This window comes from Gordonia sputi NBRC 100414, from assembly GCF_000248055.1.
In the GTDB taxonomy this organism is placed as follows: domain Bacteria; phylum Actinomycetota; class Actinomycetes; order Mycobacteriales; family Mycobacteriaceae; genus Gordonia; species Gordonia sputi.
This window is the reverse complement of record NZ_BAFC01000034.1, coordinates 57,228-83,620: the sequence shown is the minus strand read 5'-3', so window position 1 is coordinate 83,620 and position 26,393 is coordinate 57,228. Positions and strand designations below refer to the sequence as shown.

Sequence of the window (26,393 nt, the reverse complement as noted above, 5' to 3'; positions counted from 1 at the left end):
GAATTCAACTGCGTGCTGGGTCATCGCGCAAGGTTGTCGGTGAGCGCGCGTCCTCGCCGAATCGGTGAGACGATGCAGACGTGACGACCGATCAGGTGAGTGACCGGCTGGCCGAGCTCGCACAGCGCTGCGGAGTGAGCATCGGCTACACCGGTTGGGATCAGGAGTATCACGAGGTATCGCGGGACACGCTGGTTGCGGTGCTCGCATCGCTCGACGTCGCGGCAGGCACCGACACCGAAATCGAGCAGTCCCTGGCAGAACTCGACGTCGCTCCATGGCGGTCGTTCCTGCCCCCGGTCACCGTTGTCACCGAGGGGGATGACACGACATTCGCTGTGCACGTTCCGCACGGCGATCCGGTGGCGGTCTGCATCCGAACGGAATCGGGGGACACGCTCACCCCGACACAGCTCGACGTGTGGATTCAACCGCGGGACGTCGACGGTGTGCTCACCGGGCGGGCGACGTTCGCGTTGCCGTCGGATCTGCCGCAGGGCTATCACGAGATCGTCGCGGCCAATCCGGCACGCGACGTCGAAACGACCGCACCCTTGATCGTCACGCCACGTCGGCTCTCGACCGCAGACGACCTGCTCGGCGCGCAGCGGTGGGGGTTGGCACTGCAGCTGTACTCGGTGCGTTCGGCGTCGTCGTGGGGGGTCGGCGACTTTGCCGATCTCGCCCAGGTGTGCGAGGTCGCAGGCAGTGTCTACGGCGCCGACTTCGTGCAGGTCAATCCGATGCATGCTGCCGCACCGCGCCCACCCGTCGAGGCATCGCCCTACCTGCCTGCGACGCGTCGTTTCGTCAATCCGCTCTACATCAGGATCGAGGAGATCCCCGAGACCGACGATCTGCCGAAGGCGCAACGCAAGTGGATCAAGGGACTGCAGAAAGCGTTCTTCACCGACGACCTCGATCCGTCGAGAATCAAGCGCAACAAGTCATACCGGGCAAAGCTCGACGTGCTCGAACTCGTCCACGACGTTCCGCGAAGTAAGCGTCGCGATCACGCTTTTCTGCGGTTCCGAAAGCGAGAGGGCAAGGGGCTCAAGGGTTTCGCTACGTGGTGTGTTCTCGTGGAACGGTTCGGGAGTGATGAGACCACCTGGCCGGACAAGGCGTCTGATCCGCGATACCTCAAGCGAATTCGCCGTCGGTACAGCGATCGCATCGACTTCTACATGTGGTTGCAATGGATCTGCGACGAGCAGTTGGCTGCGGCCCAGCACGCGGCGACGTCGTCGGGTATGAGTATCGGGATCATCACCGACCTGGCCGTCGGAGTCGATCGACACGGGGCCGATGCCTGGATGCTCGGTGATGTGCTGGCGTCCGGCGCGACCGTCGGCGCTCCGCCCGACGGGTTCAATCAGCAGGGACAGGGCTGGAATCAGCCGCCCTGGCATCCCGGCCGACTCGCGGCGGCAGGCTATGAGCCGTATCGCGACATGTTGCGGACAGTTCTGCGGCACGCCGGTGGCCTCCGCGTCGACCACATTCTCGGGCTCTTCCGACTGTGGTGGATTCCCGACGGTATGGGGCCCGCCGGCGGCACGTATGTCCGCTACGACCACGACGCACTGCTCGGCATCCTCGCACTCGAGGCGCAGCGGGCCGGTGCGGTGGTGATCGGTGAGGATCTCGGAGTCTTCGAGCCGACGGTGCAGACCGCGCTGGCGCAACGCGGAATCCTCGGGACGTCGATCCTGTGGTTCGAGCACGGCCCATACGCACCCATCCCACCGGAGGAGTACCGCGAACTCTGCCTCACCTCGGTGACCACGCATGACCTGCCGCCGACGCTGGGCTACCTCGCAGGCGAGCACATCGATCTACGCGCGGAGCTCGGATTGCTCGAGACGTCGGAGTCGGAGGAACGCGCCCGTGACGCGCGCGACCGCGACGCCATCCTCGACCTCGCTCGTGCACGCGGGCTGCTCGATCCGGACACCGCGCTGACGAGCGCGGAGACCGTGGAAGCGCTGTATCGGCTCATCGCGGCAAGCCCGTCCGTGCTGCTCGGAGTGGCGCTCGTCGACGCAGTCGGGGAGCGTCGGATTCAGAACCAACCGGGCACCGACAGCGAGCAATACCCCAACTGGTGCATCCCCCTCGCCGACGAGGACGGGACCGTCGTGCTGGTCGAGGATCTCGCCAGCAGTCGTCGGTTCGCCGACCTCGTCGCGGCCCTGGTGGGAGAGGGCGTCGGCACGCATCGAGGCTCGCTGCCCGAGGACTGACCGGCCGACGTCTGACGGCATCGGTCGGGCAGAGGCGCAATCATGCGAAAGCGCGGGTGTTCTCGCGTCGCACGGCGACGGCGGTCAACACCAGCGCGATGAGCGCGAGCACACCGACGGCCACATTGAACACGACCCCAGACGTCTTGAGGCCCCAGTGCGATGCCGCGATACCCTCGCCGACGATGGGGATCGAGATGGCGACGTAGGCGACGACGAAGAACGTCGACATCACCTCGGCACGACGATCAGCGGGACTTGCGGCGACGACCGACGCGAGTCCCTTGCTGAACGAAAGGCCTTGTCCCGCACCGGCAATCAATGCTCCGATGACGAGCAGTGTGAACGAGGCGGCGAGTAGTCCGCCCACCAGAACGGCCATGCCGACGACCAGGAGCGCACAGCCTGCGATCAGTGCGCGTTCGGTGGGGATGGTGCGACCTGCGATCTGCGCTGCGGCGGACGCGCCGAACAGGAGGAACACCAGACCGCCTGCGAGTGCGGGCGAGTGGATGCCGAGCACGTGCGAGACGAACGACGGGGTGACGCCGGTGAATGTGCCCATCACCGCGAATCCCGCGAAGGCTGCGATCGCGGCACGCGTGAAGACCGCGCGTGTCTCCGGCGGCACCGACAGCTTCTGAACCGACAGTCGGGTCCCTGCCTTGCGCGTCACGGGCTCGGTCATGAACCAGATGCCGACGAACACGATCGCCAGCAGCACGAGGTCGACGATGAACGCGGTGCGCAGCGGCGCCGGGGCGAACTGCGCGAGCAGTCCGGCGATCAGCGGACCGAGGCCGAGTCCGCCGATGTTGGCCGCGGTCGCGAGTGCGGGCGCACGGTGACGCCAGCTCGGAGGCGCGAGTTCGATGACCGCTGCGGTCGCCGCACCTGCGTAGATACCCGCCGACAGGCCGGAGAGCACACGTCCGATCATCAGCTGCCACACCGGGCCCGCGGTCAGGAAGACGACGGCGCTGATCGCCGAGAGGATCGCGCCGGCGATCAGCAGGGGACGCCTGCCGAGGATGTCCGACCAGCGTCCGAAGCAGATCAGGGCAACGATCACCCCAGCCGCGTACACGGCGAAGATGATCGTCGTCGTGGTGACGCCGAATCCGAGGTCCTTCGCGTAGATCGAGTACAGCGGAGTCGGCAACGTGGTGCCGAGCATCACGACCGCGAACGCTGCGATGGCCGCGACGAACGACCGTGCCCCACCGGAGTGTGTTTCGAGGGAATCAGACCGTGCGGGAGCTGATCCTTCAGAGTGTGTGGGGCCGGGCGTCTTCGTCATAGGAGGCCTAGCGTCGAAGTGCCCCAGGGTATTCCGCAGCGGCATGTGGGTGCGCGACGGACCTGGTGCGCGCGACGAGGCCCCGGACCGGTGAGCTGGGGAAATGGTGAATGCGTGTCTGGTGAATGTGTGACGTACGTAAGGATGTGGGTGCTGCAGCACCCACATCCTTCGATTCGACACACATCTGGCGATCGATCGGAGCAGGCCGCTGCCGCAGCGTCGAATTCATGCCGTGAATGTCTCTATCGCCGCACACGGTGCACCGGCCCGTTACGGTGGATTCGTGCCAGCCATCGATCCCACGATTCTTGCCACCACGTCGCGCATGCCGTTCGCAGTCGACGAGATTCACAAGCTCGGCGTCACCGGACGTCGGGTGATCGCTGCCGATACGTTCAGTTCTGCGCCGGGAAGCCATTCGCGGGGAGCTGCCAAGCATTACACGGTGCCTGCACCGACCCAGGAGACCGAGGCGTTCATCGCCGCGGTCGTCGACATCATCGACACCGAGAACGTCACCTGGTTGTTGCCGATGTTCGAGGAGGTGTTCTACCTCGCCTACCATCGCGACCGGCTGCTGGCGGGGCACCCTGACCTGGAGCTCTTCTTTCCGGACTTCCCGACGCTGCATCGCGTACACGACAAGGTGAGCTTCGCCGAACTGTGTCGCTCACTGAATCTTCCTGTGGCCGAATCGATCACGGCGACAAACGACGATGAGCTCCGCGCGGCGACGACTCACTGGGAGCACTGGTTCGCGCGCGCCGCCTACGGCCGCGGTGGGCTCGACGTCGTCACGAATACCGGTCCGCTCGCCGCGGAGACGAGTCTCGACGGCGTACATCCCACCGCGGAGGATCCGTGGTTGGTGCAGGAGTACCTGAAGGGTGTCGACCGGTGTAGCTGGAGCGTGGTGCACCACGGCGAGGTGGTGCTGCACTCCTGTTACGAGCACCCGTTGGCCATCGACAATCGCGGCGGAATCGTGTTCGAGTCCGTCGATTCTCCCGAGTCGCTTCACGCGGCACAGACCATCGCGCGCGAATTGAACTGGCACGGCCAGATTAGTTTCGACTTCTTGGTGACCGACGACGGCGTGCACCACATGGTGGAGTGCAACCCGCGCCCCACCGCCGGATGCACTATCGCCACACCGGAGGAATTCGACGCCGCGCTGTTCGATCCGGGTGAGCTGGTCGTGGTGCCCCCAGGACGCAAGAAGATGATCAAGGCGGCCGTGATCCGCGACGTCCTGATGCACCCGTCGCATTGGAAGGCCAATCGCGCAGCGGCCAAGGGCGCGGCGGGTGTCTACGACCAACGCAAGGATCACCTGCCACTGCTGTACTCGGCGCTGTCGTTGCAGCACGTCGCCAAGTACCGCAGGCAGCTCGGTGTCAATCGCCAGAAAGGCGAGCAACTCGTCGCCACGCAATTCTTCGACGTCCTCTACGACGGCTCATCCATCGGCTGAGGTCCCGCCGACCGGAAGCCGCCACTCTTTGCCTCCGAAGTGACCTGGGTTACTGTGTTCGTAGGTCACAGATACTTCGGGGAGTGAGGTCGGATCGTGGTGCAGCCAGATCATGAGGTCGTCATCGTCGGCGCAGGTTTCGGTGGAATGGGCGGAGCCATCGAACTCAAGCGGCAGGGCGTCGAATCGATAGCGATTCTCGAACGCGAAGACGACCTCGGTGGCACGTGGCACGTCAATCACTATCCCGGTCTCGCCGTCGACATCGCGTCGGTGACGTACTCGTACTCGTTCGAGCCGAATCCGTTCTGGTCGCGGCTGTTTGCTCCCGGCGCAGAACTCAAGCGCTATGCCGAGCACATCGCCGACAAGTACGACCTCAAGCGTCACATGGAGTTCGGCACGAGCGTCGAGAAGGCCGAGTGGGATGAGCAGGCGCGGTTGTGGACCGTGTACACCGCCGACGGTTCGAGTCGTACCTGTCGGTACTACGTCACCGCCACGGGGTTCCTGTCGCAACCGCACGTCCCCGACTTTCCCGGTCTCGACTCGTTCGAAGGGAAGGTGCTGCACACCGCCGACTGGGAGGACGGATTCGACTTCACCGGGCGTCGGGTCGCAATCATCGGCACCGGGGCGACGGCGGTGCAGTTGATTCCCGAAGCCGCCCGCGACGCAGCGCATCTGACGGTCTTCCAACGCACACCGATCTGGGTGGTGCCCAAGGTCGATTTCGCCATTCCCGCTGCGCTGCAGAATCTGTTCGCCACTGTGCCGCTCACGCAACGCGCCGCTCGTCTGGTGAACACCTCGCTACTGGAGATGCTGATGGTGTTCGGCGTCCTGCACTTCAAGCAATTCAAACCGGGAAACAAGGCCGCGGCACTGCTGGCCCGGGCGCATCTGCGCGCTCAGGTTCCCGACGGCGCGACCAGGAGGGCGCTGACACCCGACTACGACTTCGGGTGTAAGCGACCGACATTCTCCAACAAGTACTTTCGGGCCTACGCCCGCCCGAACGTGACGTTGGAGACCGGCGGCATCGGGCACTTCGAACCCGACGCCATCGTGAGCGCCGACGGGACGCGGCACGAGATCGACACGCTCGTACTCGCCACCGGATTCGACCTGTGGGACACCAACTTTCCCGCGATGACCGTGATCGGATGGGAGGGCCGGGACCTCGGAAAGTGGTGGCGCGACAACCGTTTCCAGGCCTTCGAGGGTATTACCATTCCGCGTTTCCCGAACTTCTTGTCGCTCAACAGTCCGTACTCCTACAGTGGCCTCTCGTACTTCACGACGATCGAGGCGCAGATGAAACACATCGCCCGGTTGTTCGGCGAGATGCGTCGACGCAAGACGGAGGTCTTCGAGGTGACCGACGCCGCCAACGACGCGTTCCTCGACGAGGTCACCGAGCATCTGCAGTCGTCGGTGTTCTATCGCGGAAACTGTGCGACGTCGCGCAGCTATTACTTCGACCCGCACGGCGAGGCGACGCTCCTGCGTCCGAATTCGACGCTGACCACGCTGCGTGAGATGGACAGCTACCCGCTGGACTCCTACTCCTATCGCTGAGTGTTGCTGGGGGAGAGGAGGATTCGGTGCTGCGTCACGATCCGACGTTCGCGGTGAGGTTGATCAGCAGCGCGACGATCACGGTGCCGAAGAAGTAGCTCAGCAGGGCGTGGAAGACCAGTGTCCGACGAAGCCGTGACGAGCCGACGTCGGTGTCGGAGATCGCGTAGCTCATCCCGACCGTGATCGCGACGTACACGAAATCGCTGTAGCGCGGTGACTCCGACTGATGGAAATCGATGAGCGGCGCGTCGCCCTTGTCTTCACTGACGCCGTCGCCGCCGAAGTACATGCGTGCGTAGTGGGTTGCGTACATCGTGTGGATGGCGGCCCACGATGCCACCACCGACAGCAGTGCGATGAACAGGAGTACCGGGTCTTTTCGGGTCAGCACCTCGACGATCCCGATGAGGCTCACGAATGCTGCCAGCAGCACGATGACAAACGCGCCCAGGCGCGTCGGCTCCTCGCGACTGGCGTGCGTCTCGGTTGCCTCGTTGTCCATCGGCCACAACGCCAACCACGTCCACAGCACGAACAGGCCTGCGCCGATTGCCCAGCCGGCCAGCGGCGCAGCGGTGGGACGTTCCGACCAGATCCCTACCGCGACGGCCCAGCCCACCACGATGCTCACGAGGAGCCGAACCAGCACCGGTGCGTCGCCGCGGTGGATGCGCCACTTCGGATGTTGAGAGTTCATGGAGCAAGTACACACCGCGCGGCCCGCAATAGAGTGGGGACATGCGCGCGTGGTCAGTCACCCAGCCTGCACCGATCGACGAACACCCACTCGATCTGGTCGACAAACCGGTCCCGACGCCCGGTTCTGGCGAACTCTTGGTCAAGGTGCGCGCGTGCGGTGTCTGCCGTACCGATCTCCACGTCACCGAGGGCGACCTGCCGGTACGTCGGCCAGGCGTCACGCCAGGACACGAGGTGGTGGGTGAAGTCGTCGAGGTGGGGGAGGGTGCGCGAGGCTTCGAACGGGGCACGCGGGTCGGGGTCGCATGGCTCCACCAAACGGACGGCACGTGCACCTACTGTCGGCGCGGGAGCGAAAACCTCTGTCCCGCTTCGACATACACCGGGTGGGACGTCGACGGTGGATATGCCGAATACGCAACGGTGCCCGCCGATTTCGCTTATCGCCTTCCGGAGAACGTCGACGACGTCACCCTTGCGCCCCTGCTGTGTGCGGGGATCATCGGGTACCGCGCACTCAAGCGCGCCTCGCTACCGGAGGGTGGTCGCCTTGGCCTGTACGGCTTCGGCGGCAGCGCGCACCTCTGCGCGCAGCTCGCGATCGCGCAGGGCGCCGAGGTTCACGTCATGACCCGCGGCGCACAGGCGCAGGCTCTTGCCCGATCGTTGGGGGCGGCCTCGGTCAACGGTGCCTACGACGCCCCGCCGGTCCCTCTCGACGCAGCGATCACCTTCGCGCCTGTCGGCGACCTGGTCCCGGTGGCGATGCGCGCACTCGACCGGGGAGGGGTGCTGTCGATCGCCGGGATACACCTGTCCGACATTCCCGCACTGAACTATGAGCGAGAACTGTTCTACGAGAAGGAGATCCGCTCGGTTACCGCCAACACCCGCGACGACGGACGCGAATTCCTCGAGCTCGCCGCCCGCTACGGTGTCGCGGCGACGACACACACCTACCCGCTGTCGAAGGCCGACCAAGCGCTGTCCGACCTCAAAGCGGGCCGATTCGACGGCGCCGCCGTACTCGTTCCCGACTGACGAGTGCCACCAGTTTCAGACCGGTGCCAGCAGCTCCGGTCCGTTGTTGGCCACGCGGTTCACCAGTGGCGAGACCTCGCGGATCGCGATCGCGTCGGCGATGGCCTCACTCGGCGGCGCGAAGAGCTCCGACGGTGCGGGGTGGTCGGGATCGAGCCAGGCATCCCAACTGTCGTAGGGCATGATCCGCGGCATGCGGTCGTGTACCTCGCGCAGGTCGCCGACGGCGTCGGTGGTCAGGATGGTGCAGCTCAGCAGGGGTGGCGCGTCGGGATCTGTGCGGTCGTGCCAGGCCGACCACAAACCCGCCATGAACAGCCGTGTCCCGTCCTTGGGTGACATGAAGAACGGGATCTTGGTCGGCTTTCCCTTACTGTTTTCCGGGCCGGGCTTCCACTCGTACCAACCGTCCATGGGCACGAGGCAGCGCTTGGACTTCACCGAACTGCGAAACGAACTCTTCTCCGCAGCGGTCTCGGCACGGGCGTTGAACAGCAACGGTCCCTTGCCGACCTCTTTGGCCCACGTCGGTACCAGCCCCCATCGCATCGCTCGCACGCGCAGCCGCGGATCGTCGTGCGGGTCGCCGTGAGAATGACGTTCGACGACGGTCAGGATCGTCGACGTCGGTGCCACGTTGTAGTTGGTGCCCAGGGTCCGCGGTGCCTGATCGGTGTTCGGCTGATCGGGGCTCGGCTGGTTGGCGCTGGTCTGGTCGTCGGGTGTGGGTGGCGCAGCGGGCACCTCGTTGACCGCGTCGATCTCGGCCGCGAGCTTGGCAGGGTCGGTCGTCACCGCGAAACGTCCACACATGCAGTCCATGCTGTCACGAGGGGCTGACACGAGGGGCTGACAGGGACAGGGAAACGCTCAGGCGGCGATGTCGGCGGTGATGGCCGAGGTCGCGGCGACCAGGTCGGTGGGCGACAGCTCCACTTCCAGGCCGCGTTTACCTGCACTGCACAGGACGCGATCCCACTCGAGAGCAGAAGAGTCGACGACCGTCGGCAGCGCGGTTCGCTGGCCGAGTGGTGACACACCGCCGAGGACGTAACCGGTGGATCGGGTGACTGCTTTCGCCTCGGCCATCACCGCCTTCGACGCTCCGAGTGCTGCTGCCGCGGCCTTGAGCGACAGCTTGTGCGGCACCGGTACCACGGCGACGGCAAGGCCGCCGGGGCCGCCGGTCAATGCCACGACGAGCGTCTTGAAGATCTGCTCGGGTGCAACCCCGAGTGTCGACGAGAGCGCATCCACCGCTTCCGCTCCATACGCCTCGGACTTCCGATCGTGGGTGTAGCTGTGTACCTCGTGCGGCACATCAGCCCTGCTGAGCGCCGCGAGCGCGGGGGTGGCTGCCATCGGAACCTCCAGATGTGTCAGCGGGGCCGCAGACGCGGGCACCGGAAGAAATCGGACATGCGCGGAACAATTGTCGGCGCAGCCCTGTTGACCAACAATGTCAGGACGCTCGCAACCCCTGTTCAGCGGGCGATCACCACAGATCAATACCGCGACATCACATGCCGCGACATCAACAGCACGAGCGTATTCAACAGATCGAGGAGGTGGATTGCCGTGGGAGCGACGTTGCTCGAACGACCGAGGCAACCACGACCTGGTGAGCTGCGAGAAGGAGCCGGGTCGGTAAGCTTGATCGACATCACCGGTGCACCTGCGCAGACCCTCACCGGGTTGGGCGGCATCGGAGTCATCAGCGAAGGGAATTACGTGGCTTCTCCCGAGTCCCCCGACTCTGACGGCGGTGCTGACAGGACAAGCGACACCGCCTCACAAGCGTCGAAAACCGAAGCACCGGAAACCGAAGCGTCGGCAATCGACGATTTGACCGCAGCAGCGGGTTCGGCGGCACCTCGTCGCGCTGATCCGTCGGAGACCGACGCCGATCTGACAGAACGGTTCGAGCGCGACGCGCTCCCGTTGCTCGATCAGATGTACGGCGCGGCGCTGCGTATGACGCGCAATCCCGCCGACGCAGAGGATCTGGTTCAGGAAACGTACGTCAAGGCTTTCTCGGCATTCGCGTCGTTCCGTGAGGGGACCAACCTCAAGGCCTGGCTGTATCGCATCCTGACCAACACCTACATCAACGGGTACCGCAAGAAGCAGCGTCAGCCTGCCCAGTACCCGACCGACGAGATCACCGACTGGCAGCTCGCAGCCAATGCCGAGCACACGTCGACCGGTCTGCGTTCTGCTGAGATCGAGGCGCTCGATGCCCTGCCCGACGACGAGATCAAGGCTGCGCTGCAGGCACTTCCGGAGGATTTCCGGATGGCCGTCTACTACGCCGACGTCGAGGGTCTTCCGTACAAGGAGATCGCCGAGATCATGGACACTCCCATCGGAACGGTCATGTCACGACTGCATCGTGGTCGACGTCAACTGCGTGAACTGCTGACAGACGTCGCACGCGATCGTGGCTTCCTCCGTCAGCCTGCCTCCGAGAGCGGAGTGGCACGATGAGCGACTCGACTCCCGATGTGGCGCCGATACCGCCTGCCGACGATCCCGAATTCACCTCACTCGATTGCTCCGCGGTCATCGCCGATGTGTGGCTTGTGCTCGACAACGAGTGCGACGCCGCCGCTCGCGCCCGACTTCAACAGCATCTCGACGAGTGCCCGTCGTGCCTGGCGCACTACGGCATCGAGAGCCAGCTCAAGGCGCTGATCAACCGCAAGTGCGGGGGAGATCGTGCGCCCGACAGCCTGCGTGACCGGCTGCGCGTCGAGATTCGCAAGACTGTCGTCGTTCGCGAAACGCGGTATTCCGCGGGCGAGTGACCCGGCTTTCGACGAAGCGACGCAGGTCCAACCGGTACCGATTCCAGGATTCCGGGTGCGACGTGGGATAATCACTGAGCACATCGGAGACGAAGGAGGCCCGTCATGGGTAAGCGCGGACGCAAGAAGCGCGCACGCAAGAAGAGCGCAGCCAACCACGGCAAGCGCCCCAACGCCTGAGCTGCGTGCCAGACGAAAGCCCGGAGCGTGATCGACGGTCATACCGACCGCGTCCGCCCGGGCTTTTTCGTGTCGTGATCGCTTGCCGGCAGCCCGCCGCCGCGGTGCGCGCTCTGCCTGTCACAGCGGTGGACTAGGTTGTTCACATGGCAGAAGACGTTGTCGCCGAGATCGTGGCGAGTGTTCTGGAAGTCCGCGCAACCCCTGGTCAGCGCATCGAGATCGGCGACACGCTGGTGCTGCTCGAATCGATGAAGATGGAGATCCCGGTCCTCGCCGAGGAGTCGGGAACGCTCGCAGATGTCAGGGTCAAGGTGGGCGACGTGATTCAGGCAGGCGACATCATCGCCACCTACGAGTAGCCGCGCACCGTCACCGATGTCGACGCTGGCCGATCTCCTCGCCGAATACACAACACTCTCCGACCGTGCAGCGGCATATCTGCAGCGCGTCGTCGCCGAATGGCAACTGCTCGCCGACCTTTCCTTCGCTGATTTCCTGCTAGCAGTACGCGCCGAGAACGGCGAGGTGGTGACGGTCGCGCAGTGCCGACCCAACACGGCGTCGACGGTGTTCCCGAGCGATCAGGTCGGCATGGTCGTCGGTGCGGACGCCAACCCGCAGGCGCTGCGCGCATTCGACGAAGGGCACATTCTCCGCGAGGAGGACCCCACCTGGATCGGTCCGATCGCCATTCGGCGCGAGGCGGTTCCCGTCGGATTCTCCGGTGAGGTCATCGGTGTTCTCACCCGAGCTGTCGACCTCACCCATCCGCGATTGCCGTCGCCGCTCGAACTGGCCTATCAGGACTCGGCGAACGACCTGTGCCAGATGGTCGCCGACGGCACGTTCGCGCGGCTCGAGGTCAACCCGCGAGGCCTGTCGACCCCACGCGCGGGCGACGGTTTCGTGCGGATCGACGAGCGCGGCGTCGTCCTTTATGCGAGTCCCAACGCGCTGTCGGCGTTCCATCGCATGGGGTGGACGTCGGAGCTCTCGGGAAGACGACTGTCAGAGGTCACGACGTCGCTGCTGACCGACCCGTTCGAGTCTCACGACGCCGCCACGATGATCGACGTCGCCGCGGGCGTCGTCGCGCCGCCGGAGGGGCCGTACCCCGACATCGGGATGCGTATGGAAGCCGACGCGCGCCGGGCGACCGTGCTGCTGCGGGCGGTGCCGTTGCGTCCGCGCGGTGTGAGTTCCGGTGCCGTGGTGCTGATCCGCGACGTCACCGAGGTCAAGCGTCGAGACCTCGCACTGATCAGCAAGGACGCCACGATCCGGGAAATTCATCACCGGGTCAAGAACAACCTGCAGTCGGTGTCTGCACTGTTGCGTCTGCAGGCACGTCGCACGTCCAACGAGGAAGCGAGATCGGCACTCGTCGAGGCTGTCCGACGAGTGGCAGCCATCGCGACCGTGCACGAGTTGCTCTCGGGCAGCGTCGACGAAGAGGTCGACATGGACGAGGCCGTCTCCCGGTTGCTTCCCACGATGGTCGACGTCGCCGCCGGGGAGACGCCGGTGTCGGTGAGCCACCGTGACCGGCTCGGGGTGCTCCCGGCAGAGCTGGCGATGCCGCTCGTGATGGTGCTGACAGAGCTGATCCAGAACGCCGTCGAGCATGGGTTCGCCCGCCCGCGCGGGGATGACCGTGTGGATGACAGTAGAGACGGCACACCTCAAGTACATGACGACGCCAGGATCGAGATCTCTGCCGACCGCGACGTGCGGCGCATGGTCGTGACCGTGCGCGACAACGGTTCGGGGCTGCCGGCCGATTTCTCCATCAACGACTCGGAGCGCTTGGGGCTTCAGATCGTGCAGACACTTGTCGCGATCGAGCTCGGAGGTGAGTTGGAACTCGGGCCGAACCCGGAAGGTCGGGGAGCGCAGGCGCGCATCGCTGTTCCACTGCACGCCCGCACGCCGACGTGAGGGCAATACAAAAAGACCCGGCGCGATGGCCGGGTCTTTTTGTTGGTCCCCCACGGGATCGTGGTCGATCAGACTGTTTGTGAGTCGATCAGACGCTGCTGCGGGTCCGCGTGCGTGCCGTACGACGCTTCAGTGCTCGGCGCTCGTCCTCGCTCATGCCGCCCCACACACCGGCGTCCTGACCGGACTCGAGAGCCCAGGACAGACATTCGGCGGTGACGGGACACCGCGCGCAGACGAGCTTCGCATCGGCGATCTGTGCGATAGCCGGACCGCTGGTTCCCACCGGGAAGAACAGCTCGGGGTCCTCGTCGCGACAGATTGCCTTGTGACGCCAGTCCATTCCTTCTCCTTCAGGTGCGTGTGTTGCGCGCACCACTCGTCATCGAAATCTTGCTTCTTGTGGCTGTAACCATCAGTTCACGTAGACACACCAAATGTTTCCGTGCTGTTGCTTGTGAATACTTTCACGAATCCAGCTGAAGTCAATGGTGTTCCGCTGACACGTGTGCAATATCACTCTCCGTGGCCCTTGGCGGGAGGGGGGTGGTGCACTCGCGTCCGTGCCAATGTTCTATGCTACGCCGGTTGTTCGATTATTGCCGATATGTTTCCGCAGCTAGTGGCGTAGATCGCATTCTGACACCCAGGGGCGTGATCGTGGTCACCCGACGATTGCCGTCTGCCCGGGCGTAACCCGAAATTCATCTGACCCGAGAGTCAGGTGAGGCCGGTTGAGACGGTCGAGTTTGCGCTGCTAGGGGGCGATGTGCATGGCAGTGAAGCGCTCAGGGAGCGACGACGCCGAGTACGGACTCGCGGTGCGAGAAGTGGATCGACGTGAACGCCCCGACGTAGTCGCCGTCCATCTGGACGTCGATCGGCTCCTCGGCGTCGAATTGGACCCACTCGACGTCGTCGTCGCGAATGAGGTGTGGCGCTTTGGGGTCGCGCTGGGTGAGCAGTCGCGTGGCGAGTCCGACGTTGCGCAGTACGCCTGTCGACGTCGCCGCGAACAGGCCCAGGCGTGCGGTGAGGTCGGTGCCGGGGTTCGTGCGGATCTCGTGGTTGCCCAAGAACGTCCAGGGCGTGGTGTTGGAGACGAACGCGAATCGCACACCGTCGATCGGCTCGTTGCCGTCGAACTGCACGCGAAAAGGGGGCTGGCTCGACGATCCGCGTATGAAGCAACTGACCGTCGTCCACAGGTATCGGCCGGGTGTTGCCGCTTTGCCCGCGTGGCGTTTGTCCTCCATCGCGTGCACCACCACGGCGTCCATACCCATTCCCGCGTTGAACAGGAACCATCGAGTATCCGTGTGCCCCAAGCCGATTCGATGAATCGACGAGGCGTCGACGAGGTCGATCAGCTGGCGCGTCGCGCGCAGCGGGTCGGAATCGATGCCGAGGGTCCGTGCGAAGACATTGGCGCTGCCTCCGGGGATGATCGCGAGCGCCGGGCGGGCGAGTGTCGGATCGAACTCGGCCGGCGATCCGAGAATGCCGTTGGCCACCTCGTTGACCGAGCCATCGCCGCCGTGCACGACGACGATGTCGTATCCCTGTTCTCGGGCACGCGCGCCGAGTTCGCCCGCATGACCACGGTGCGTGGTGTGCTCGACGTCGACCGGGACATGGGCGCTGAGGGTATTGACGAGCGCATCACGACCCGCGGCGGTGGTCGCGGTCGCGAAGGGGTTGACGATGAGCATGACGCGCACGACTCCCGAGGATATGGGGTCGCAGCGAACGCCGACCCTGCGCCCCCGTACTCCGAGCACCCAATACTCTGGACGGGTGAGCAAAGAGCAGGACCCCGCCGGTCGTGGTGCCCGTAGGTCGGCACCGCGAGACGGGCGTGAGAAGGCCGAGACGACCTCGGACACGGACGAGCTATGTCCGGTTCAGCTACGCGTGGCGGGGGCCATCACGGCGCTCGAGGGCGCGATTGCGGTCATCTTCGCCGTCGTCCTGGTGATCCGTGCGGCTGCGGGCCACCATGAGGCCGCGATCAGCGGATATGGCACCGCGGCCTGGTTCGGAATCATCTTCGGTGGCGTTCTCGTCGGCGGGATCGCGCTGATGCGCGGTCGTCGGTGGGGTCGGGCCATCTCGTTGGTCGCTCAGATCCTGCTCCTCCCGGTTGCCTACTACCTGTTCACCAGCCACCAGGTGGGATTCGCGATCCCCTTGGCAATCGCGGCGGTGGTGACACTTGTCCTGCTGTTCCATCCGGCGTCGGTGCGCTGGATCTCCGGCGACCTCGACGCTTCCGAGTGAGTGACATGCCTCGGAGTAGGCGCTGGACGGGGCGTCGAAGCGAACTGGGGTATTGATTTCGATCACACGATGGAAATTGTGTGTGACAACCCGGTGCGCTCGAGACGTTGTGATCTGACGGGTCGTAGAGTGAGCGCATGACGCGGATGCTGGCGGTAGCGAATCAGAAGGGTGGCGTCGCCAAGACGACCACTGTCGAATCCCTGGGCGCCGCGCTCGCCGATCTCGACGCGTCGGTGCTCGTCGTCGACCTCGATCCACAAGGGTGCCTTACGTTTTCATTGGGGCACGATCCCGATCAACTCCAGGCGTCGGTCCACGACGTGCTGCTGGGTGATGAGGAAATCGCCGACGTTCTCCTCGACACGGCCGACAACGTCACGCTGCTCCCCGCGACGATCGACCTCGCGGGCGCCGAAGCGCTCCTGTTGATGCGGCCGGGGCGCGAGTACGCGCTCAAGCGGGCGCTCGCGGAGGTGGCCGAGGATTTCGACGTCATCCTGATCGACTGCCCGCCCTCGCTGGGAGTCCTCACGCTCAACGGGCTCACCGCGGCCGATGAGGTGATCGTGCCGCTGCAGTGCGAGACGCTGGCGCATCGCGGCGTCGGACAACTTCTGCGCACGGTCAACGAGGTTCAGCAGATCACCAACCCCAACCTGACGATGCTGGGTGCCGTCGCCACATTGTTCGACGCACGGACGACCCACAGTCGTGACGTCCTCTCCGACGTCTCGGATCGGTACGACCTCCCCGTGATCGAGCCGCCGATCCCGCGGACGGTGCGGTTCGCGGAGGCGTCGGCATCTGGCGCGTCGGTGATGCGTGGTCGAAAGAACAAGGGCGCCACGGCATATCGCGATCTCGCCGAGAACCTCTGGAAGCACTGGGAGGCAGGCGAGGACGTGCGGACCTTCGATCCGAGCTGAGCTTTCGATCCGAGCGTCAGCCCGCGTCGGTGGGAACCAACGCGCGGACCGTCGAGCCGGTTTGTTCGACGACGTTGCTGCCGATGACCCGAAGGCTCGTCGTGGCGGTGACTGAATCGCGAGGGAATGCGATGGAGCCGGTTTCGCGGCCGTTCGCAGGGTCGCGCACGCTGATGCCCGCCCTCGTGGGGAGCAGGAGTGAACCGGCCATGGTCTCGCCGGGCCCCAGCGTCTGCGGGACCTGATAGGTGGGTCGCATGGTCTGGCCGTCGAGCACGACGGTCGCGGCTCCGGTGAAGTAGGTGACGAGTCCCTCGCTGGTCAACGCGACGCTGTCGGCGGGCGGTGACTCCGGCCCCTGCACGGTGCTCACCGGTCCTTCGACCCCGTCGGAGTCGAAGACGCGAATCCTGGCCTCGCCGGGCGGCGTGGCGACCTGACCCGAGGCCCCCGTTCGGTCGGCTCTGCCGTCGTACACGGCGATCCCCGAACTGCTCATGGCGATCAGCACCGGCGGTGGCCCCGAGGTGGTGTCGGTGATCAACGTCGACCCGTATTGCTTGACCTTCTCGTCGCTGTCGAGCACAGCGCCGAGCACCGTGAGCCGATAGCCGGGGTCGTTCTTGCAGCGTTCGATGACTGCGACGCGATCGCCGCTGATGGTGCCGGAGTAGAACCTGCAGTCGACGCGGCCGGGTTGCGTGCCCGGCTTGACCGGGGCGGTGACCCGACCGTACTCGATTCCGCGCACCAGATTCGATCCCCACGTCTCCAGCCGATGGCTGCCGAGCGCGAGTACGTACCCCGAATCGGTGACGAGTCTCAGTTCGTCGTCGGCATCGGAGGTGCGCGCGCCCTTACGCTGCCCAGTCGAGGAGGCCAGGGCCGTCACCTCCGAGCATCCACGCGAGTTTCGGTACACCCCCAGCACCTCGTCGGCGCTCGTCGGCCAGGCGGCCGCGGCGGAACACAGCGGGATATCTCGTGTGTATCGCCACAGTTCGCGGCCCGTTGTCGGGTCATGTCCGACGACGGTGCCGTGGGAGTCGGTGCCGTTGTCCGCGGTGACCACGACAGAGCGGGACATCGCGGGCACGCTTGTCGCGTCCGACGATGCGGTCCACGCGACCCGCAATCCCTGCGGGACCGCCGTCGCGGGCGCGACTTCGGGTGCGGGCGCTGACGCCTGCGCACTGTCGGTGTGGCGGACGGGACTCACCGACCACACGACGATGCCGACCACGACGACGATCACCACGATGACAGCAGAAACCGCCAGGTCGACGCGTGTGCGTCGTTCGGGGGCGATGCGTGTCACGGGCGCCCCGGGCGCGGTTGGATCACCTCGGTGCAGTCCTAGTCGGCCGTGGCGGTCGCCGGTGCCGAGTCTGCGGCGTGAGTGGTGTTCGCGTCGGAGCCGCGGCCCGCGCCTCCGCGTCGACGACGACGCCTGCGCGGCTTGCTCTCGCCGCCTTCGGTCGACGCCGCGTTGTCAGTGGTGGACGCCGTCGCCTTGTCTGCACCGGACGCGTTGTCCGCGTCGGTCGAGGAGTTCTTGTCGCCGTTCGATGCGGCGGCGTTGGAGCCGGACTTGCCGCCTCGTGTGCGACGACGCGTCCGCGAACTCGCGGTGCGCTCGGCGCGGGGCGTGCGCTCGACGCGTTCGCCTTCGGGGCGCTCGCGCTTGGGTGCGGCGACGCGGCCGGTTGCCGACTCGGGGATACCGAGCTCTTCGCGGAGGTGTTCCGACGTCGAGTAGGTCTCGGCGGGCTCGGGCACGCCGAGCTTGAGTGCCGAATCGATGAGCTCCCAGCGATGCAGCTCGTCCCAGTCGACGAGTGTGATGGCGATGCCGGTGCGACCGGCGCGACCCGTGCGACCGATGCGGTGCACGTAGGTCTTGTCGTCGTCGGGGCACTGGTAGTTGATGACGTGCGTGACGTCGTCGATGTCGATGCCGCGTGCTGCGACGTCGGTGGCGACGAGCACGTCGATCTCTCCGGTGCGGAACTTCTTGAGTGCCTTCTCGCGTGCCACCTGACCGAGGTCGCCGTGGACGGCGCCGACGGAGAAACCGCGCTCGGCGAGGTCGTCTGCGACCTTCTGGGCGGTGCGCTTGGTGCGCGTGAAGATCATCGTCGCGCCGCGGCCGTCGGCCTGCAGGATGCGTGCGACGAGTTCGGCCTTGTCCATCGCGTGTGCGCGGTACACGTACTGCGTGGTGCGCTCGTGCACCGCGGAGTCGTTGGCGTGCTCTGCGCGGATGTGTGTCGGACGCTGCAGGAACGTGCGGGCGAGGGTGACAATGGGGCCGGGCATGGTCGCGGAGAAGAGCATCGTCTGCTTCTGCTCGGGCAGTGCCGCCATGATGCGTTCGATGTCGGGGAGGAAGCCGAGGTCGAGCATTTCGTCGGCCTCGTCGAGAACGAGAACGGCTACCTTGCCGAGGATCAGGTGGCCCTGCTGCGCGAGGTCGAGGAGACGGCCGGGGGTGCCGACGACGACGTCGACGCCCTTGTTGAGCTCGGCGATCTGCGACTCGTACGGGCGACCACCGTAGATGGAGGCGATGGTGAGGGGGCGCTGCTCGCCGGAGGGGAGCGTGACGGTGAGGTCCTTCGCCGCGACCTCGAGGTCGCCGGTGACCTGCACGCAGAGTTCGCGCGTCGGCACGATCACGAGCGCGCGGGGAGTGTTGTCGAGCGGGCGCAGGCCGCTCTCCTCTGCGTGCATCAGGCGGTGCAGCAGCGGAACGCCGAATCCGAAGGTCTTGCCCATACCCGTGCGCGCCTGGCCGATCAGGTCGCTGCCTGCCAGGGCGAGGGGGAGAGTGAGCTCCTGGATCGCGAACGTGTGGGTCTTGCCGTCAGCGATCAACGCATCGACGATGTGCTGGTCGACGCCGAGCTCGGCGAAGGTGGGAGGAGTGTGGGTGTCGTCGACGATGGTCGTCTGCACGCCGGGTTCTGTCATGTTTTCTTGTGTGCCTTTCGCATCTGTTCCAGCACGCACGAAAAGGCTCCACTGAGAAGGTCACCGCGATCTGTCGGCGATGACGTGCAGGTCTCCGCTTCCGGAGCAATCCGAACTGCGAAGGCGTGGGCTCGATGAGTGCGCGCGCAATGTCTGGTGCCCCGCGGTCGGTGTGGATCGTTGCCTACAGGTCGCGCGGTGTCGCGGCGACGATCTCGATCCCGCCCGGATGATCCCATTCAGTGTGTCCATGGGAGTCCTCGGCGTACCAAGATGTCACGGTCGCGTCAGTGCACCGTTGTCAAGTGTACTTGGTGAAGCGATCGCAGCCGACCTACCATCGCCTCATGTCGTCTGCCGCGCCTTCTGCTGAGTCATCTTCTGGGTCGTCCTCGTCTTCCGAGCCGGCCTCCGCCACGTCGGTCGATCAGGAGGATCCGGCGATCGGCAAGCTCTACTCGGTTCTCCTCGCGGGCGAGTTCGCCGCATTCCACCGGCTGATCGACGAGTCGGCGATGGCGCCCGACGTGCAGGGGCGTATCAACATCGCGCGCATGGTTGCTTCGGAGATCGCGCACTTCGAGAACCTGTCCGAACAGGTGAGCCGATACGGCATCGACCCGGCCGAGGCCGTGGTGCGCTACAGCGGGGTGTTCGACGAGTACCACCGCGTCACCAATCCCAAGACCTGGTACGAGGCGCTGGTGAAGGCATACATCGCCGACGGCCTGGCAGCCGACTTCTACGCGGAGGTCTCCGGTGCTCTGCCCGCGGGACCTCGCGCGGTGGTCGCCGAGGTGATGTCGGCGACGGGCAGTTCGGCATTCGCCCGCGACGAGGTGCGCAAAGCCATCGACGCGAACCCGGCTCTGCGGTCGCCGCTGACGCTGTGGGGACGCCGCCTGCTCGGCGAGGCCATCACACACGCGCAGTGGGTGCTCGCGGCTGAGGAGGAGGTCACCGACCTGCTCTTCGCGGGCGCGGCGTCGTTGCAGGGCATGGCGGGATTCTTCGACGTCGTCGCCGACCGACACAGCGCACGCATGGCCGACCTCGGGCTCGGCTGAAACACTCCGATCCGCCGGTTGTTCGGGTTCGTTCGCTGTCAGCGGAGCGGGTGTCCGTGTGGCGTGACCCTGCACTAGCCTTGTGCCGAAGGCATTTAATTACTACTGTGCCGAAGGCATTGCATCAGCGCTGTGCCGAAGGCATTGCATCGGTCGCGCGAGTTCCGCGCGACATCGCCAACGGAAGGGTGGCCATGTCCGTCGAAGTGAAGATCGGCATCACAGACAGCCCGCGAGAACTGTCCATCCAGTCGACGCTCAGCGGCGACAAGGCATTGGCCGCTGTGGAGTCCGCCCTCTCGGGCAAGGAGTCGTTGCTGTCGCTGACCGACGACAAGGGTTCACGGTTCCTGATCCCGGTCACCAAGATCGCCTACGTCGAGGTCGGCAGCTCGGAGACGCGGCGCGTCGGATTCGGGAGCTGATCGCTCGAGAAAGCCAGTCCCGGCCCCCGACGGTCCTATCGACCGGAGGGGGGCCGGTCGGCATTTCGCGCTACTCGGTCCCGCCGGATTCGCCATGTTTCGGCACGTGCGACAACCCGCCCCAGAGCAGCGCGACCGTGGTGTCGACCGCTTCGCTCTTGGCAATGGGGCGCTTGGCCTCGAGCCAGTATCTGGCGTTGACCTGACTCGCGCCGACCAGTCCGGCCGCGAGCATCCGTGAACGGTACGGGTCGAGTCCTGAATCGTGCATGACAAGCCCGTAGACGGCGTCGACACAGGCCTCGGTCGCGCCCTCGACCCGACGGATCACCGCGGGATCCAGGGCGTCGGACGAGAAGATCAGCCGATAGCCGGAATTGTCCTCATCGATGAAATTGAAGAATGCAGCCACCGCAGCCCGGACGCGCTGGCGGTTGTCGGTGGTGGTGAGCAACGCGTTGTTCACGTCGGTCACGAGCTTCTCGGCGTGCGAGTCGACGACCGCGATGTAGAGGTCGAGTTTCGACGGAAAGTGTTGGTACAGAACGGGTTTGCTGACCCCTGCGTGGACTGCGATCTCGTCCATGCCCGCCGAGTGGTAGCCGCGTTCGACGAAGATCTCGCTGGCGGCGTCGAGGAGTTGTCGCCGCCGTGCGCTGCGGGGCATCCGGGTCCCGTTTCTGGTACCCGATGACGATGCGTTGGCGCTAGGTGGCATGGATATAGGGTACTCGGGCCTCCCCACAACGTGACCGGGGTCGCACCCTTTGTCGACTGTCCGGTGTCGCGCAGGTGGCTCACGGGTGGATGGGTGCCGTTGGCCTCCCCGGATTGAGTGGGTACCTGTGAGAAAGTTGTCCGTGTGAGCCACACAGACAGTGGGCCCGAACAGTCGGGGGACGACGTCGACCCATCCCGTCGGGGCGGCGCATCGACACGTCGGGTCAGGGCAGGGGACGCGGTGCCGCGTGCTGCGCGTGAGTCGCGTTCGCAGCAGCGGGCGGCGCGATCATCGGTCGAGGACACCACCCGGATCGAGACGATCCGGACCGGCGCGGCGTCGAACTCGGGCGCACGTCCGCGGTCGCGTCCGCTGCCGGATCAGCCGCTGCGTGCGCGCTGGGATCCGACCGACGACAACGGCAGGGCCAGGGTCGACCGCGACGCTCAACCGGAGCGGAAGAAGCAGAGCGCACTCGGTCGCTTCGTGTCCACCTATGGGTGGCGCGCCTATGCCATTCCGGTCCTGATCATCCTCACCATCGTGCTGATCGTGGTGACCGTGCGAGACGACGATTCGAGCTCGGATGCGTCGAGTTCCGACGTCACGCCCGCGGCTCAGCGGAACACCAACGTCACCAAGGAGACCAAGCCGGTCGGCGCCCCGACGTCGTCGATCAAAGACGTCTCGCTGCCTGCCGGAACGTTGCCCGACGGGGGTCCGTACACGCAGCAGGGTAAGAAGACCTTCCACGTCGTCCCCGGTTCCGGAAAGCAGATCGGTACCGGACCGCAGGTGTACACCTACACAGTCGAGGTGGAGGACGGCGTCGCGCCGTCGGATTACGGCAGCGATCGCACGTTCGGCAAGATGGTCGACGCCACGCTCGCCAACAGTCGGAGTTGGATCGGCGACGGCAAGGTCGCGTTTCGACGCATCGCCGACGGCGAGCCGGATCTGCGGATCTCGCTCAGTTCACCGGGTACCGCGCGGGAACTGTGTGGATACCAGATCAAACTCGAGACGTCGTGCTTCTATCCGCCCGACAAGCGGGTGACCATCAACGAGGCCCGCTGGGTGCGTGGTGCGCTCTCCTACGAGGGCGACGACGTCGCGTATCGGCAGTACCTCATCAATCACGAGGTCGGCCACGGCATCGGCTACGAACACCACGAACCCTGTAAACACAACGGTGCGCTGGCGCCGGTGATGATGCAGCAGTCCTTCGGGGTCGCGAACTCCCAGATCATGGCGCTCGACCCCGACATGGAGGCCGACAAGACCTTCGTGTGCAAGCCGAACCCCTGGCCGTTCCCCGACAGGTGAGCCACTCCTCGTCGTGCTGTCCCGTCGAGCCGTCGGGAATGCCCGTGTGAGGCGAGTCGTTGTCTGGGTGAGTTGGTTTTCCTTTTCAGACGGTTTTTCTTAGACGGAGGCGTCCACGTGTCCCTGCCACCGCTTCTCGCACCAGCGGCAGAACTCTCCAATGACGAAGTAGCCCGCTACAGCAGGCACCTGATCATTCCCGACGTCGGGATGGACGGTCAGAAACGGTTGAAGAACGCCAGGGTGCTCGTGATCGGCGCCGGGGGTCTCGGTTCGCCGACGTTGCTCTACCTGGCGGCAGCGGGTGTGGGAACCATCGGCATCGTCGAATTCGACGTCGTCGACGAGTCGAACCTGCAGCGACAGGTCATCCATGGGCAGTCCGACATCGGTCGGCCGAAAGCCGAGAGCGCCCGTGACTCGATCCAGGAGATCAACCCCTACGTCACCGTCAACATCCACGACGAACGCCTCGAGCCCGAGGGTGCGATCGAGCTGTTCTCGCAGTACGACCTCATCATCGACGGCACCGACAACTTCGCGACCCGCTACCTGGTCAACGACGCCGCGGTGCTCGCGCACAAGCCGTACGTGTGGGGATCGATCTATCGGTTCGAGGGCCAGGCGTCGGTGTTCTGGGAGGACGCACCCGACGGACGCGGCATCAACTATCGCGACCTCTATCCGCAGGCGCCGCCGCCCGGGATGGTTCCCTCCTGCGCGGAGGGCGGCGTTCTCGGCATTCTGTGCGCGTCGATCGGCTCGATCATGGGTACCGAGGCCATCAAACTCATCTGCGGTATCGGCGAGCCTTTGCTCGGCCGTCTGATGGTCTACGACGCATTGGACATGACCTATCGCACCATCAAGATCCGCAAAGACCCTGAGGGCGAACGCATCTCGGGACTCATCGACTACGAGGAGTTCTGCGGTGTGGTGTCCGACGAGGCCGCGCAGGCGGCCGACGGGTCGACGCTCACTCCGCGTGAGCTCAAGGAGCGTCTCGATTCCGGCGAGAAGCTGGCGCTGATCGACGTCCGCGAGCCCGTCGAATGGGACATCGTGCACATCGACGGTGCCACGCTGGTCCCGAAGGGCGACATCCTCTCCGGTACGGCGCTCGCACAGATCCCGCAGGACCGTCCGACGGTGCTGTACTGCAAGACCGGTATCCGGTCGGCCGAGGCGCTCGCCGCGTTGAAGCGGGCGGGTTTCTCCGACGCCACCCATCTGCAGGGTGGGGTCACCGCGTGGGCCAACCAGGTCGACAAGGAGCTGCCGGTCTACTGAGCGTCGTTCGTCGCAAGTCCCGGCGCGCCACGCGTCGCTGCAGCACATACGACGTTGCGCTCGGTAATCTCTGCAGACGTGCAGAATCCGCAACCGCCCGATCACGTGCTCAACACGTTCGGGCTCACCTCTCACCCGCCCATCGCCATGGGCGACACCTGGGTGGGCGGCTGGCGGGTCGGCGAGGTGGTGCTGTCCCTCGTGCCCGACCACGCGCGGGCAGCCTGGTCGGCGTCTGTGCGCGAGAACCTCTACGTCGAGGGTCTGCGGATTGCGCGGCCGTTCCGCGCGACCGACGGGCGGTACGTCGTGTCGGGGTGGCGTGCGGACACCTACATCGCCGGATCTCCTGAACCCCGACACGACGAGGTGCTCGCCGTAGGTGACCGTCTGCACGAGGTACTCGCCGACCTCGAACGTCCACGCTTTCTGTTGCAGCAGCCCGCGCCGCCGCACACCGACGTCGACGTGTTCGCCGCGGCCGACCGCGCCGCCTGGGAGGACGTGCCGTTGCGTTCGGCGCGCGCCGCCGGAATGAGCGAACCGAGGTCCGACGACGGCATGCGCAGCGTCGACATGCTCAAGACTCTCGGGACGCTACGCAAGCCTGTCGACGTGCCGTCGCAGGTGGTGCACGGCGACCTGTTCGGCACAGTCCTTTTCGCAGGTGCGGCCGCGCCCGGGATCACCGACATCGTGCCCTACTGGCGTCCTGCTCCGTGGGCATCGGCGGTCGTCGTCGTCGATTCGCTCGCGTGGGGTGGAGCCGACGACGATCTGGTGCAGCGGTGGTCCGACCAACCCGAATGGGCGCAGATGATGTTGCGCGCCACCATGTTCCGGCTCGCGGTCCACGCCCTGCACCCGCGCTCGACTGCCGGCGCGCTGCCGGGACTCGCGCGGGTCGTCGACATCGTGCGGATGATGCTCTAGCGGCGTTCTCGGCCGCAGCGCCACGTCACGGCGTCGGGATCTCCCAGCGGCAGTCGCGCAGCGCGACGCGGTCGTCGCGGATGGGTACGCCCTCGGTGCGCAGTCGTTCCAGTTGACGCGTCGCCAGGTGTGCGGCGGGGCGCCCCGACGCCGGAACAACCCGATGCCACGGCAGGTCGGCGGTGTCGGTGCGCATGATCCAGCCGACGATGCGCGGCGACGAGAGTCCCGCTGCGGCCGCGAGGTCGCCGTAGGTGCTCACCTGGCCTACCGGGATTGCCGCGACGAGCTCGCGCACCGCTTCGACGTCGGCCTCGCTGATCTTGGCCAACGGCTCCTCACTTGCCTTCGGGGAGCAGGCCTGCGCCTTCACGAATGAGTGTCGCGCACAGGTCGGGTTCGAGGAACGGCACCATGTGTGCGCAGTCGGCGTGGTGGACGGTGACGTCCGGGCGTTCCGCCGCGCAGGCGTCGAGGAATGCTCGACCGACGAACGGAGGATCGACGCGGTCGGCGACGACGACGTCGGTCCCGACGCCTCGCGGTGGCAGGACGAACGGTCGGGCCATCTCGCTCCACGCTGTCGCCGCGGCGGGCTCGCTGATCCGCCACCCGACCCGGCCGTGTGGAAGGTCGACGAGATGCTCGTCTAGTTCGCGATCGAGGTCGTCGGTCGGAACGTCTGCCCATCCCTCGGACAGCTTTGCGGCACGTGCGGCGTCGGCGTTGGCGTAGTCCCAGTTGTCGAGGCTGTCGGTCGAGACTTCGAGCGCGAACACCGGGTCGAGGCCCTGTGCGGGGTCGAGAAGGATGAGCCGACGGACCTGGTCGGGCATCCGGGCTGCCAGGCGTACGGCGATGGCACCACCGAACGAGTGACCGACCAGCACGAACGGTTCGTCGGCGCCGAGCTGTGTCTCGACAGCCGTGGCGACGGCGTCGACATGGTCGTCGAGGCCCCACGGTGGCCGCCACGGCGACCTGCCGTGCCCGAGGAGATCGGGTGCGATCACGCGGAGCTCGGGAATGCTGCTCGACGCGAAGTGTTCCCATCGTCGACCGTGGCCGGTGAGACCGTGCAGAGCGACGACCGCCTGGCCATCAGGAGGACCGAAGACGTAGGTGTGCAGCGGAGCCATGAACTCATCATGCCCCGCGTCGTATCCGTTTCAGT

27 protein-coding genes are annotated in these 26,393 nt (G+C 65.7%); 16 read left to right on the top strand and 11 right to left on the bottom strand.

From position 1 onward, the window contains the following. Nucleotides 1–80: 80 nt before the first annotated feature. Entirely contained in the window at nt 81–2,246 is a 2,166-nt protein-coding gene (gene malQ, locus GOSPT_RS05155; protein ID WP_005203715.1) for a 4-alpha-glucanotransferase, read from the top strand. Nucleotides 2,247–2,286: 40 nt separating this feature from the next. On the opposite strand, the gene GOSPT_RS05150 is transcribed toward malQ, so the two are convergent. Then, nucleotides 2,287–3,546 (bottom strand): MFS transporter, encoded by a 1,260-nt coding sequence (locus GOSPT_RS05150; RefSeq protein ID WP_083837455.1) that lies wholly within the window; start codon nt 3,544–3,546, stop codon nt 2,287–2,289. A gap of 328 nt (nt 3,547–3,874) precedes the next feature. Between GOSPT_RS05150 and GOSPT_RS05145 the strand changes: the two genes are divergently transcribed. Together GOSPT_RS05145 and GOSPT_RS05140 are read left to right on the top strand one after the other, a co-directional pair. Beyond that, nucleotides 3,875–5,023 (top strand): ATP-grasp domain-containing protein, encoded by a 1,149-nt coding sequence (locus tag GOSPT_RS05145; protein WP_210734946.1) that lies wholly within the window; start codon nt 3,875–3,877, stop codon nt 5,021–5,023. Between the two features lie 99 nt (nt 5,024–5,122). Then, nucleotides 5,123–6,604: a flavin-containing monooxygenase gene (locus GOSPT_RS05140; RefSeq protein WP_039854825.1), complete on the top strand. Its 1,482-nt coding sequence runs from the start codon at nt 5,123–5,125 to the stop codon at nt 6,602–6,604. Nucleotides 6,605–6,638: 34 nt separating this feature from the next. On the opposite strand, the gene GOSPT_RS05135 is transcribed toward GOSPT_RS05140, so the two are convergent. Next, on the bottom strand, nt 6,639–7,304 hold the full coding sequence (locus GOSPT_RS05135) for a DUF1345 domain-containing protein (protein WP_005203704.1): 666 nt from the start codon (nt 7,302–7,304) through the stop codon (nt 6,639–6,641). Nucleotides 7,305–7,345: 41 nt separating this feature from the next. Between GOSPT_RS05135 and GOSPT_RS05130 the strand changes: the two genes are divergently transcribed. Further along, the gene (locus tag GOSPT_RS05130) at nt 7,346–8,347 is read left to right on the top strand and encodes a zinc-binding alcohol dehydrogenase family protein (RefSeq protein WP_039854786.1); all 1,002 of its coding nucleotides are present in this window, start codon (nt 7,346–7,348) and stop codon (nt 8,345–8,347) included. A gap of 15 nt (nt 8,348–8,362) precedes the next feature. Here GOSPT_RS05130 and GOSPT_RS05125 read toward each other — a convergent pair whose 3' ends face one another. Further along, on the bottom strand, nt 8,363–9,160 hold the full coding sequence (locus tag GOSPT_RS05125) for an SOS response-associated peptidase (RefSeq protein WP_039854824.1): 798 nt from the start codon (nt 9,158–9,160) through the stop codon (nt 8,363–8,365). Nucleotides 9,161–9,217: 57 nt separating this feature from the next. Continuing rightward, nucleotides 9,218–9,709: a Cys-tRNA(Pro) deacylase gene (gene ybaK / locus GOSPT_RS05120; protein ID WP_005203697.1), complete on the bottom strand. Its 492-nt coding sequence runs from the start codon at nt 9,707–9,709 to the stop codon at nt 9,218–9,220. 483 nt (nt 9,710–10,192) lie between these two features. On the opposite strand from ybaK, the gene GOSPT_RS05115 reads away from it, so the two are divergent. From GOSPT_RS05115 to GOSPT_RS05100, 5 genes are all read left to right on the top strand, one after another. Further along, the gene (locus GOSPT_RS05115; protein ID WP_197500860.1) at nt 10,193–10,834 is read left to right on the top strand and encodes a sigma-70 family RNA polymerase sigma factor; all 642 of its coding nucleotides are present in this window, start codon (nt 10,193–10,195) and stop codon (nt 10,832–10,834) included. Then, complete coding sequence (gene rsrA / locus GOSPT_RS05110) at nt 10,831–11,154, top strand: mycothiol system anti-sigma-R factor (protein WP_005203692.1); 324 nt, start codon at nt 10,831–10,833, stop codon at nt 11,152–11,154. The genes GOSPT_RS05115 and rsrA overlap by 4 nt, the downstream gene beginning before the upstream one ends. Nucleotides 11,155–11,259: 105 nt before the next feature. Continuing rightward, nucleotides 11,260–11,334, top strand: coding sequence for a 50S ribosomal protein bL37 (locus GOSPT_RS24650; protein ID WP_109239415.1), 75 nt, complete (start codon nt 11,260–11,262; stop codon nt 11,332–11,334). Nucleotides 11,335–11,480: 146 nt separating this feature from the next. Further along, nucleotides 11,481–11,696 carry a biotin/lipoyl-binding carrier protein gene (locus GOSPT_RS05105; protein WP_005203691.1) on the top strand — a complete coding sequence of 72 codons (216 nt, stop codon included), beginning with the start codon at nt 11,481–11,483 and terminating at the stop codon, nt 11,694–11,696. 16 nt (nt 11,697–11,712) lie between these two features. Next, nucleotides 11,713–13,275 carry a sensor histidine kinase gene (locus tag GOSPT_RS05100; RefSeq protein ID WP_005203688.1) on the top strand — a complete coding sequence of 521 codons (1,563 nt, stop codon included), beginning with the start codon at nt 11,713–11,715 and terminating at the stop codon, nt 13,273–13,275. 88 nt (nt 13,276–13,363) lie between these two features. Here the strand turns inward: GOSPT_RS05100 and GOSPT_RS05095 are convergent, their stop codons facing one another. Further along, nucleotides 13,364–13,618, bottom strand: coding sequence for a WhiB family transcriptional regulator (locus GOSPT_RS05095; RefSeq protein ID WP_005170735.1), 255 nt, complete (start codon nt 13,616–13,618; stop codon nt 13,364–13,366). Between the two features lie 445 nt (nt 13,619–14,063). Next, nucleotides 14,064–14,987 (bottom strand): diacylglycerol/lipid kinase family protein, encoded by a 924-nt coding sequence (locus GOSPT_RS05090; RefSeq protein WP_005203686.1) that lies wholly within the window; start codon nt 14,985–14,987, stop codon nt 14,064–14,066. A 202-nt stretch (nt 14,988–15,189) separates the two neighbouring features. Here GOSPT_RS05090 and GOSPT_RS05085 point away from each other — a divergent pair, with 202 nt between their 5' ends. Both GOSPT_RS05085 and GOSPT_RS05080 read left to right on the top strand, forming a co-directional pair. After that, the gene (locus GOSPT_RS05085; RefSeq protein WP_051993743.1) at nt 15,190–15,555 is read left to right on the top strand and encodes a hypothetical protein; all 366 of its coding nucleotides are present in this window, start codon (nt 15,190–15,192) and stop codon (nt 15,553–15,555) included. Between the two features lie 137 nt (nt 15,556–15,692). Continuing rightward, a complete protein-coding gene (locus GOSPT_RS05080) occupies nt 15,693–16,484 on the top strand; it encodes a ParA family protein (RefSeq protein WP_005203682.1) in 792 nt (263 codons plus the stop codon). 16 nt (nt 16,485–16,500) lie between these two features. Here the strand turns inward: GOSPT_RS05080 and GOSPT_RS05075 are convergent, their stop codons facing one another. Both GOSPT_RS05075 and GOSPT_RS05070 read right to left on the bottom strand, forming a co-directional pair. After that, nucleotides 16,501–17,802 (bottom strand): Rv3212 family protein, encoded by a 1,302-nt coding sequence (locus GOSPT_RS05075; protein ID WP_005203680.1) that lies wholly within the window; start codon nt 17,800–17,802, stop codon nt 16,501–16,503. Between the two features lie 38 nt (nt 17,803–17,840). Then, nucleotides 17,841–19,457 carry a DEAD/DEAH box helicase gene (locus GOSPT_RS05070; RefSeq protein ID WP_005203679.1) on the bottom strand — a complete coding sequence of 539 codons (1,617 nt, stop codon included), beginning with the start codon at nt 19,455–19,457 and terminating at the stop codon, nt 17,841–17,843. A 347-nt stretch (nt 19,458–19,804) separates the two neighbouring features. Between GOSPT_RS05070 and GOSPT_RS05065 the strand changes: the two genes are divergently transcribed. After that, nucleotides 19,805–20,524: a ferritin-like fold-containing protein gene (locus GOSPT_RS05065; protein WP_039854814.1), complete on the top strand. Its 720-nt coding sequence runs from the start codon at nt 19,805–19,807 to the stop codon at nt 20,522–20,524. Between the two features lie 194 nt (nt 20,525–20,718). Further along, nucleotides 20,719–20,949, top strand: coding sequence for a DUF3107 domain-containing protein (locus tag GOSPT_RS05060; protein WP_005203675.1), 231 nt, complete (start codon nt 20,719–20,721; stop codon nt 20,947–20,949). 70 nt (nt 20,950–21,019) lie between these two features. On the opposite strand, the gene fasR is transcribed toward GOSPT_RS05060, so the two are convergent. Continuing rightward, nucleotides 21,020–21,667, bottom strand: coding sequence for an HTH-type transcriptional activator FasR (gene fasR, locus GOSPT_RS05055; protein ID WP_039854783.1), 648 nt, complete (start codon nt 21,665–21,667; stop codon nt 21,020–21,022). 144 nt (nt 21,668–21,811) lie between these two features. Between fasR and GOSPT_RS05050 the strand changes: the two genes are divergently transcribed. The 3 genes from GOSPT_RS05050 (at nt 21,812) to GOSPT_RS05040 (ending at nt 25,219) form a co-directional block, all read left to right on the top strand. Then, nucleotides 21,812–22,996: a DUF3152 domain-containing protein gene (locus GOSPT_RS05050; RefSeq protein WP_373278527.1), complete on the top strand. Its 1,185-nt coding sequence runs from the start codon at nt 21,812–21,814 to the stop codon at nt 22,994–22,996. Nucleotides 22,997–23,113: 117 nt separating this feature from the next. Next, entirely contained in the window at nt 23,114–24,286 is a 1,173-nt protein-coding gene (gene moeZ / locus GOSPT_RS05045) for an adenylyltransferase/sulfurtransferase MoeZ (RefSeq protein ID WP_005203671.1), read from the top strand. Between the two features lie 78 nt (nt 24,287–24,364). Then, complete coding sequence (locus GOSPT_RS05040; RefSeq protein ID WP_005203669.1) at nt 24,365–25,219, top strand: TIGR02569 family protein; 855 nt, start codon at nt 24,365–24,367, stop codon at nt 25,217–25,219. 25 nt (nt 25,220–25,244) lie between these two features. Here the strand turns inward: GOSPT_RS05040 and GOSPT_RS05035 are convergent, their stop codons facing one another. Next, on the bottom strand, nt 25,245–25,550 hold the full coding sequence (locus GOSPT_RS05035) for an MGMT family protein (protein ID WP_005203667.1): 306 nt from the start codon (nt 25,548–25,550) through the stop codon (nt 25,245–25,247). A gap of 7 nt (nt 25,551–25,557) precedes the next feature. Next, the gene (locus tag GOSPT_RS05030; RefSeq protein WP_005203665.1) at nt 25,558–26,358 is read right to left on the bottom strand and encodes an alpha/beta fold hydrolase; all 801 of its coding nucleotides are present in this window, start codon (nt 26,356–26,358) and stop codon (nt 25,558–25,560) included. Between the last annotated feature and the right edge of the window lie 35 nt (nt 26,359–26,393).